The sequence below is a fragment of the Stutzerimonas stutzeri KOS6 genome, from assembly GCF_000307775.2.
Classification (GTDB): domain Bacteria; phylum Pseudomonadota; class Gammaproteobacteria; order Pseudomonadales; family Pseudomonadaceae; genus Stutzerimonas; species Stutzerimonas stutzeri_B.
The window spans coordinates 1,951,067-1,959,502 of record NZ_KK020676.1 but is presented as its reverse complement, the minus strand read 5'-3'; the positions used below and the strand labels follow the sequence as shown (position 1 = coordinate 1,959,502).

Genomic DNA, 8,436 nt, shown 5'->3' with positions numbered 1-8,436 from the left:
AGTCAGGCCTTCCGCTGTTAATCCACGCCTCGCCGCAGAGGAAGTCATTCACTGTCCACCTCGACTCCGCATTTCGAGCACTTACTGAACCACTGCTTGCTTCCTCCCTCCGCCTCACGCCAGCCGTTTATGTCAAAAACGTGCTCACACGCCGGCGCGAAGTTCATGTGCTTCTCGGTCGGGAACGACAAGTCCAGGCCGACTACAGTGCGCGGGTCGTTGACTACTGATGCAGTGATGCGGGTTTGCGGGCAAGGCGCGCTTCCGTGTTCACCGAAGCACACAAGGCAGCGTCTCGCCTCAAGCGTCCAAGCCGGCCCGGGCTGCTGTACATTCTCGGCATCCGTGCGGCAGTCGATGGTGTTCTGCTGGCCGAAGTCCTGATTCGCGCGCTCAGCCCATGCGGCCTCACCCTGCAGGCCGGCATATGCGGCCAGGTCTTCGTAGTTGTCAGCGCGGAACCCGCCTTGCTGGCTGCGAACCATCTTGAGCAGGCCCATGAAGAGCCAGCCCTGTTCTTCGGTGAGGTCGTGGCCAGTGATGGCGCGGAATGCGTCAACCGTGGCGCCCATGCTCCGCTCGCCGGCTGGCTTGTCGTAGGTGGCAGAGCGGTCCTTCATGTGGCCTAGGCCGGCTTCGAGGATCTGATGGGCCTTCATGCCTGCTGCTCCTTGAAAGCCGATGCAACAATGAGCATCGAAAGAACCAGGCTGAATGCGGCCAGCACCGGGTGGCCGGAGAAGATCAATGCCGATATCTGCACGACCGATAGAAAGCCGCTCCACCACACTCGGTCGCGAATCGTCTCAGCGGCCTCACCCTTGACGCCAACACAGAGCAGGGCCAGCCAGCCCAGCGAGACGAACACCAGCAGAACGTAAAAGGCGAAGTCTTGCAGCGCCCCGGAACCAAAGGCGAGGGCCGCGCTGAGGCCGACGGACAGCAGGTCGGCAAATACGTGTTTTGGTTTGATGGTCATTGCGGCTTCCTCGTTGCTCTGTTGTTTGCGATCAGGGGTATCTGGCCGGGCTTTAGCGGCCATGGGTGTTCCTTGCGGCAGTCGTGGCAGTACAGGGTCTGCCGGCTGCTGAAGGCCGTTGTCTTGTGGGTGGAGTCGATGGGGCAGGTCTTCATGCCGCCCCCTTAACGGTCAGCAGCCCGTCGCGGAGCCAGATCAGTTGTGTTTCGGCCAGGGCGCGCAGCATGTCGCCCTCGGTGATTTCGCCCTTGCGGCGGCCATCCAGTACGGAATGGCAGTGGTCGCAGGCGAAGCAGGCAATCTGGTCAGGACCCTTCATTCCCATTCCCTTCTGGCCGCACGGCAGATGAGCGAGAACGACTGTTCCGTCATCGAATCCACAGCCAGGAAGGCGAAGGGTGCAGGACTGGCCGCGAGCCGAATCGCGCAGTTTTTTGCTGACTATTCGGCTCATGCCACCTCCCGGAACGTCTCGAACTCGGCCATCTCGGTCAGGCGCTCTTCGGTGAGCGTCGGCCAATCGGTCTTCACCAGATACGCGCAGCACTGGCGCCAGAAGTCTTGGAATGCCTCCTCGCCCATCGAATCGAACGCGAGGCTTTGCGGAACCTGCCGGCTCAGTCGGCCCAGCCCCGGAATATCGAACTCCTCCCTGTCGCAGTACACGCCCGATTCGGCCTGCAGCTCCTTGATGGCTGCATGGGCCTGCATACCGGCAAAGCGGTCGATGTTCTGGGCCAGTACGCGCCCAAGGCCATGAACCAGTCGGTTGAAACGCTCGTTGCGGGGCTGCTTGATGTCGGCGCGCACCTTGGCGTTGAGCTTGAATCCGCGCTCGGCCATCAGCGATGCGTCGGCCTCTGAAGCGGCCACGAATGCGGCGCGCTCCTTTCCGGTGGCCGGGTCGATCATCTTGCGCAGGGTCAGGTAGACCGGCATGGGCTTCGGCGCCTTAGCCATTCGCCACCTCCTCACCCATCGCCGCACGACGAAACTCACACTCAGCAATAGCCGCGTCGATGGCCTGACCGATCTGGGCCGGCGTCAGCCCGGTCTCGCAAAATGCGCGCTCGTCGTCACCCCGACGCCAGGCGTTGTACTGACGAAGAACCTCCAGATGGTCAGCCATGGCGACGCTCCCTCAGCCCCTGGCAGTCCACGCAGCACACCGCCCACGGCGCAGCCTTGCGGCGCGCCTTGGGTATCTCAATGCCGCACTCCTCGCATTCCTCAGCACCCTGCCCCTGCAGCCGTTCACGCACCAGCGCCACGCCACCGATGCGATCCGCTTCCTCTAGGCCAGAGGCGCGGTCTGTTACGTCGGGAGCGGTGCGGGCCTGCTCGAAGGCGGCTGTGATTTCCATGTGGTCGCTCATCGTTTCGCTCCTACGCCGCGCTGGGTGCTTCCGTCAGCACAGACGACGCGATGGTCATTGCCGCGGGATAGGCCTATGCCTGCCCCGGTGATTGCTTGAGGGCGGAAGCCCTGCTTCTGGAGAGCCAGAACGGCCAGGCGCTGCTGTGCCGGGGCGGCGTATATGCGCTGGCGAACCTTGGCGCAGGAACGGTGCGAGCCGTTGTTGCGAGGCTTCAGGCAGATGTCGCAGGTAGTCGGGCAGCAGATGCCGTTGTCGTGGATTCGGCGGGTGCCGATGGATGAGGTCATGCCGGCACCTCGCTTTCCTTCTGGCGCTCGGGCTGGAAGTCGCCGCGAAGGGGCATGAGGTTTTTCTGGGAGAAGAGCCAGACATCATTAGCGCCACCGAAGTCGACGAAGGCAGATGGAGAGCCGTCTGCATCGCCCTCATGAATGCACCCGTACGCCTCGTACTCCTTCTGGCTGTCGAGCAAAACCTCAAGAACTTCAACTGTCTTGCCGATCAGCTCTTCTTCGCCGCTGCTGATCACCAGCGCCAGATCGCCTGGCTTGAAGTTGTGGTTCATGCCTTGGCCTCCAGTTCCTTGAGTGCCTTGAGCTGCGCCGCGCGCTTCGCCTCGAAACGCTCCTGCGTCACCTTGATTTCAGCGAGGCGGGCTTTCTCTTTCGCGGCCTGGCTCTCTTCAACCGCCTCTTTCACCAGTCGCAACTTGGCGCGGACTTCTGGGTTCGGCATAGCGACGCGGCCAGTGATCAACCCAGCGATGGCGGCACCGTCTTGAGTGATAGGCTCGTGGGTCAGCTGGGCGCGGTATTCCTGAACGACCGGGGCAGGCAGGCGACCGAGGCGACCAGCTTCCTCGACGGCCATCAGGCGGCGCTGCTGATCAAAGCCGGGCGATAGCTTCCAGCTAACCGGTTTGCCTTCACGGCGAGCGGTATCAACCTGGCGCTGGTATGCGGACAGGAAAGACATGCGCGCCCCCACCTTGTCGCCAGCGTCGAGAATGGCGCGGGCGGCGCCGAGGGCCAGCTGGATTTCGTCGGTCAGGACAACGCTGTCGAACTCGTCGGACGCAGCCAGGGCCAGCGACCACGCTTCGTTTGGCTCGGGGCGCCCATCAGCTGCCTGTACCCGCTGAAGGATCGCAGCCAGTGTCAGCTTTCCAGTCAGTTCTCGGCGGCAGGCTGTCAGCGCGGCAATGATGTCCGGCGCGGGGTATTCAGACAGGTCTGATGCCATCAGCTCAGCCGCAGCCGCGCTCATGGTTTGGCCAAGAGTCTCTGCGGTAGCAACGATTGCGGCGGCGAGCTGCGCCTGCTCAGCGAAGGAAAGGGTTGTCATTGCGGACACCTCCGTTTTCGCGGGCGCGGATGCGGGCAGCGGCTTCCTGCGCGGCGTTGAGGTTCGCCTGGGTGTCTTCAATCTGGCGGGCGGTACGGCCGTTCATCTGGCGGCCAGTAGCCCACTGGGTGCGGTAGGACTCGGCCTTGGTCAGCAGCGATCCAAGGTCGTGGCAGTTGCGGATCAGGTAGGAATCGTTGATCGAGACGAAGTATTCAGCGACCGCAGCAGCTTCGGCACCGAGCCGCTTCCAGAGATCGACAACCTGGCGGTTGACCTTGGCATTGCGAACAGGCGCTGCGCCGTAGCGGTTGACATAGGCCTGCGCATACGAGCCCCAGATTGCGCGACAGGCTTCTTGCCGTGCCTGCTCAGCCTCACCGTTCGCTTTCGGCCGGCGCTTGCTCGCCGCGTCAGCGGAGACGAGCGCAAGTGAAGTAGTCTCTGCTGTAGTCTCTTGTGTAGTCTCTGTAATAGTGGGCTTAGCGGAAGACTGCTTGTGCTTCTTCTGTAGAGCTTCAAGTTCTACTACGGTAGAAGAACTAGACTTCTCTACGGAGAGGGTTCTAGTTGCGCTAGCCAAGACCTTCGAGCCCTTGGCTCCGTTGCAGCTAGCGTGAGCCGGCTGGAGGTTGGCGAACACATGGGTGCCGCCAGCGGCAAGCGGGATGATGTGATCGAAAGAGAGATGCTGACCGCCCTTGCCGGGGCTGCGAACGATGGCCTTGCCGCAGCAGCCGCAGACCATGCCGTGCTTTTCTAGCACCGCCGCATAGTCAACGTACTCAGCGGTCACGCCAAGCTTGGTTGCGCGCATCAGCCCTGTCTTGGAGAGCTGTGTCAGCTTTGTGCGGTGAATGGTGAGTACTTGCTCAAGGGTTACCTCTTGCACGTCACCAGCAAGCGCTGCCATCAGTACGTCCGCGTTAATGCGGAAGAACATCTTGGCCGGGATGCCTTTACGCTGCTCATCCAGAATGCCGAGCGCCTTCAGGTTTCTGCGAGCATCGCGCACCTCGTCAGGAGCCAGACCAATCTCGCCCTCCCATTCCGCTTCGGTCTTGTAGAACCAACCGTCGTTGGTGCGCTCAGCCCAGTACACCGCCTGAGAGAGAAACTGTGCGGCTGCAGCGTTTAGCCCCAACACCCTTCGGAAGGCTGGGTAGTACGCTACAGCGTCCCCTGCTGCTTGTTGGAGCTGCATACGCAACCGCCCTTTGCTTATCGTGTGTAGTGCTGCCATAATTGGCCTCGTCAAGTTGTGTTGCTGTTGAAGAGCCCGGTCTTTCCCACCGGGCTTTTTTGTGCCTGCGATTCAGGCTGTATGGGTGCCCGGCGCATCCGTGATAGCTTTTTGCTTCCACACGAAAAGCCCACGGAGGCCGAACATGTCACTCATTGACGCGCAACCCCTTGAGGTCACCTGCAGCAGCTGCAGCCACCAGTTCACGCAGCCTGTCGGTGACGTGAAGCGAGACAGCCAGACGATCTGTCCCGGCTGCGGCCATACCGCGAAACTCGATGAAGCCGGGGCGAAGCAGATCGCGCTCGCAGAAAAGGAGTTGGTAGACCTCCAGGCCCACGCTCGGGGCGTCTTCAAAAACCTGTTTAAGCGTGGCAAGTAATCCACGCAGCTCTGCAATCCCCGCCTGGGCTTGAACGCTCAGGCGAACCTGACTGATGTTTTTCTGCTCGATCATCTCGCCACCCCTTAACCTTCCAAGCGCCTCAGGCGACCTTTACCGACTCGATCAGCACGTTGAGGCTTCGCTGAGCCTCCCCAATCTCGCGCTTGATCAAGGCTTTCTCGGTTTGGGATACATGGCCGTCCTCCAGGGCTGCGGTGACGGCGCGAGTCACGTCAGCGACCTCGGAGTGCATGTGCAGGACGGCGCTAGTGAGCTGTTCTGCCTTCGGCTGCTCCTTGGCTACCAGTTCAAAGCCGAACTCGCCGACAAGCGCCTGCAGAACGCGCTGGCGACCCTCTTCCGAGACATGCGCAAGGATCTGGCCGAACATCTGCAGGTTCATGCGGTGCTCTTCGCGATTTGGGTTTGCGCAGTCGAGCAGCCGGGTGCGGTTGACGCCCATGCGCTTTGCCAGATCGGTACCGCCTTCTGCGATCACTTCGTCGTGCAGTGCACGCTCAAAAACTTCCATCTCGCGAACCTCTTGTGTTTTTCGCGTGGCGCCCTTTTCAAGCTGGGGCGACACTTACAACCATGGAAACCACTGACAGGGATGTCGCTTATGCAGCTACTGGAGCCTTGCGAACCGCTTTGAACTTGCCCCGGGACAGGACCTGAATTTGGTACTGGCGGGATTCGGGAACCGTTTCCCCCCACATGGTTACTGCGCTTGGGCGGATACCGAGGGCGTCCGCTAGCTTCTTCTTGCTGCCGAAGAAATCGGCCACGTCTTGAGTCTTCATTGCTCAACCTCGGGTTAGCTTGCCGCAATTTCAGCATGCTTAAATTACTAGGTCAAGCAATTACTTAAGCGCAGTGCATGCTTAAATTCAGGATGCTTAACATGTGTGTTATGGAACGACACGAACGAATTGCCCGCGCCATCCAGGTGAGCGGGCTCAAAAAAGGCGAGATCGCCGCCCAGTGCAACGTTGCGAACTCGGCCGTGACTCAGTGGCTATCAGGCGAGAGCAAGAGCCTCAAGCCTGAAAACTTGTTCGCCTTGGCGAAAGCCACTGGCTTCAGCGCCCAGTGGCTTGCTATCGAAGAAGGCCCTGAGCGCATCGAGAGCAATGCCGAGCACTCCAACGTCGCCCCCGCATTGCAGCCACGTCGCGCCCCGCGGGCTTACCCTCTTATCAGCTGGGTAGCTGCTGGCGAGCGAGCAGAGTCGCCGGATAACTACTACCCAGGCGACGGCGAGGAGATGCTGGAGTCAACCGAGAACGCTGGCGAGCACGGATATTGGCTCAGAGTAAAGGGTAGGTCGATGACCTCGGAGACACCGCCCAGCTTTCCGCCAGATACGCCGATCCTTGTGCGCCCTGAAGGCTTCGACGTGATCAGCGGCAAGTTCTACATCGCCAAGCATCGCGACGGCGAAACCACCTTCAAGCAGTACGTGCGAGACGCGGGAACCGCCTACCTTGTGCCGCTCAACCCAGCGTTCAACCAGGTTGAGATGGACGACGAGTGGCGGCTGATTGGGCGCGTGGTGGACGCGAAGATAACCGGGCTCTAGGGCATGGCCGGGCGATGTGAGGGGCGGCCACATCGTGGCGCCGAGCAAGGTGCGGATGTGGGCGAATGGGAACGCTGCCATTCTCGGGTGGCGTTCTCGAGGGTGGAGTTGCTGTAGCTGGCACGGAGGCGCGCATGATTACAGATCTTGAAATAGCCCTGCTGCTCGCAGAGGCCAAAGTCATCACCAACCCCAGAGCCAAGAGTAAAGAGCAGCGCAAGTCCGTTCAGGCCGGCTACTCAGTCGTCTCGGCAGCAGGCTCAAGCCGGTTCGAGATCTACACCCGACAGAACCTGATTGACCCGGAAAACTACTCCTGCGGGCTGATCTACAAGCATCCCAGCGGCAGCGACATCACTCTGGCGCGCTACAACGGCAGCAACCACGAGCACCGCAACCCACTGGAAGGCGGCGAGCTGATCCGTTTCAAATGCCACATCCATCGAGCCACCCAGCGCTATATCGAGCTGGGCGACAAGGCGGAAAAGTACGCCGAAACCACCGATAGGTACACGGACCTTGAGGGCGCTGTTCGCTGTCTATTGGTGGACTGGAACATCACTGGCTTCCATACTGTTCACCCTGAACAAACCGATAACGGGGCGCAGTTACCACTCCTATGATCGACCTGGCCGAGCTGAAGCAAACCCTATGCAGCGCGTTCTGTGCGGACGTAGGCATTCGCTCGTCCGGAGATATGGTGTCCGTTTCCCTGCCGATGACCGCGCGCGACGGTGACTCGTTCTGTATTTACCTATCGCGCAGCAGGTCCGGCTGGCGGCTGTCCGATGCGGCCTCGACGATGATGCGCCTGAGTTATGAGAACGACCTGTCCAAGCTGCTCACCGGCCCCCGTCTGCGCCTCTATGAAACGATCCTAGCCGAGAACGGGCTTCAGGAAGACGATGGCGAGCTGTTTGCCGAGGTGCCCGCCGACCAGTTGATCGCCGGCATGTTTCGCGTCGGCCAGGGGCTCAGCCGCATCGAAGACATTGCCCTGTGGACGCGAAGCCGCGTGGAGTCGACCTTCTACAGCGACTTGCGTGCGGCGATACTAGCCACAGTGCCGGCCGAGGACGTGACCGAGGGCTATACGCCTGACTTCGAGGGCGGCGAGGATTATCAGGTGGATTACCGCATAGAGGCGCCTGCTCGGCCTCTGTTCGTTTTCGGCGTCAACGGCAAGGACAAGGCTCGCCTGACCACCATCACCCTGCTGAAGCTCAAAGCTTCCGGCACGCGCTTCGACTCCATGATCGTCTGCAGCGACATCGCCGATCTGCCCCGCGCCGATGAATCGAGGTTGCTCTCAGCCGCCAACGATATAGTCCCCAGCATCGCCAACGTGACCGCCATTCGCGAGAAGATCGAGCACCGCAGGGCCTAGCCGTTGCCCTGCGCCTGACCCAGCCCCGCTTCGGCGAGGCTTTTTGTATCTGCCCTCCTCCCCGCCACCTGCACGGCCTGCGCTTTTCCGGTCGGCCTGCACCTTTTCGCTCGACCTGCTGATTCCTGATCAACCTG

At 61.1% G+C, this 8,436-nt stretch carries 16 protein-coding genes; 3 read left to right on the top strand and 13 right to left on the bottom strand.

The window, feature by feature from the left end; all coding sequences use genetic code 11:
* Positions 1-44 precede the first annotated feature (44 nt).
* The 13 genes from B597_RS47650 to B597_RS37075 all read right to left on the bottom strand — a co-directional run bounded on the left by B597_RS47650 (position 45) and on the right by B597_RS37075 (position 6,133).
* Complete coding sequence (locus B597_RS47650; protein ID WP_003297512.1) at positions 45-659, bottom strand: DUF6378 domain-containing protein; 615 nt, start codon at positions 657-659, stop codon at positions 45-47.
* Complete coding sequence (locus tag B597_RS37115; protein ID WP_152028175.1) at positions 656-1,042, bottom strand: hypothetical protein; 387 nt, start codon at positions 1,040-1,042, stop codon at positions 656-658. Before B597_RS37115 ends, B597_RS47650 begins: the two co-directional genes overlap by 4 nt.
* Positions 1,043-1,130: 88 nt before the next feature.
* Positions 1,131-1,433, bottom strand: coding sequence for a nuclease domain-containing protein (locus B597_RS0223430; protein ID WP_031323507.1), 303 nt, complete (start codon positions 1,431-1,433; stop codon positions 1,131-1,133).
* The gene (locus B597_RS37110; RefSeq protein ID WP_003297509.1) at positions 1,430-1,939 is read right to left on the bottom strand and encodes a hypothetical protein; all 510 of its coding nucleotides are present in this window, start codon (positions 1,937-1,939) and stop codon (positions 1,430-1,432) included. Before B597_RS37110 ends, B597_RS0223430 begins: the two co-directional genes overlap by 4 nt.
* Positions 1,932-2,108, bottom strand: a complete 177-nt coding sequence (locus tag B597_RS47350) for a hypothetical protein (protein ID WP_024162138.1) — start codon at positions 2,106-2,108, stop codon at positions 1,932-1,934. Before B597_RS47350 ends, B597_RS37110 begins: the two co-directional genes overlap by 8 nt.
* Entirely contained in the window at positions 2,101-2,355 is a 255-nt protein-coding gene (locus B597_RS37105) for a TraR/DksA C4-type zinc finger protein (protein ID WP_003297508.1), read from the bottom strand. The genes B597_RS47350 and B597_RS37105 overlap by 8 nt, the downstream gene beginning before the upstream one ends.
* Positions 2,352-2,645 (bottom strand): hypothetical protein, encoded by a 294-nt coding sequence (locus B597_RS37100; protein ID WP_003297507.1) that lies wholly within the window; start codon positions 2,643-2,645, stop codon positions 2,352-2,354. Before B597_RS37100 ends, B597_RS37105 begins: the two co-directional genes overlap by 4 nt.
* Complete coding sequence (locus B597_RS37095) at positions 2,642-2,923, bottom strand: hypothetical protein (protein ID WP_003297506.1); 282 nt, start codon at positions 2,921-2,923, stop codon at positions 2,642-2,644. Before B597_RS37095 ends, B597_RS37100 begins: the two co-directional genes overlap by 4 nt.
* Entirely contained in the window at positions 2,920-3,783 is an 864-nt protein-coding gene (locus B597_RS37090) for a hypothetical protein (RefSeq protein WP_226924973.1), read from the bottom strand. The genes B597_RS37095 and B597_RS37090 overlap by 4 nt, the downstream gene beginning before the upstream one ends.
* A complete protein-coding gene (locus tag B597_RS46445) occupies positions 3,680-4,906 on the bottom strand; it encodes an HNH endonuclease (protein ID WP_192939401.1) in 1,227 nt (408 codons plus the stop codon). The genes B597_RS37090 and B597_RS46445 overlap by 104 nt, the downstream gene beginning before the upstream one ends.
* A 187-nt stretch (positions 4,907-5,093) precedes the next feature.
* A complete protein-coding gene (locus B597_RS37085; protein ID WP_003297501.1) occupies positions 5,094-5,402 on the bottom strand; it encodes a hypothetical protein in 309 nt (102 codons plus the stop codon).
* Between the two features lie 28 nt (positions 5,403-5,430).
* Positions 5,431-5,916: a phage regulatory CII family protein gene (locus B597_RS37080; RefSeq protein ID WP_226924972.1), complete on the bottom strand. Its 486-nt coding sequence runs from the start codon at positions 5,914-5,916 to the stop codon at positions 5,431-5,433.
* A 34-nt stretch (positions 5,917-5,950) separates the two neighbouring features.
* Positions 5,951-6,133: a Cro/CI family transcriptional regulator gene (locus B597_RS37075; protein ID WP_003297499.1), complete on the bottom strand. Its 183-nt coding sequence runs from the start codon at positions 6,131-6,133 to the stop codon at positions 5,951-5,953.
* Between the two features lie 110 nt (positions 6,134-6,243).
* Between B597_RS37075 and B597_RS37070 the strand changes: the two genes are divergently transcribed.
* From B597_RS37070 to B597_RS37060, 3 genes are all read left to right on the top strand, one after another.
* Positions 6,244-6,912, top strand: a complete 669-nt coding sequence (locus B597_RS37070; protein WP_031323504.1) for an XRE family transcriptional regulator — start codon at positions 6,244-6,246, stop codon at positions 6,910-6,912.
* A 134-nt stretch (positions 6,913-7,046) separates the two neighbouring features.
* Positions 7,047-7,535 (top strand): hypothetical protein, encoded by a 489-nt coding sequence (locus B597_RS37065; RefSeq protein WP_003297497.1) that lies wholly within the window; start codon positions 7,047-7,049, stop codon positions 7,533-7,535.
* 74 nt (positions 7,536-7,609) lie between these two features.
* Positions 7,610-8,299: a DUF1828 domain-containing protein gene (locus B597_RS37060; RefSeq protein ID WP_226924992.1), complete on the top strand. Its 690-nt coding sequence runs from the start codon at positions 7,610-7,612 to the stop codon at positions 8,297-8,299.
* The last annotated feature ends 137 nt before the right edge of the window (positions 8,300-8,436 follow it).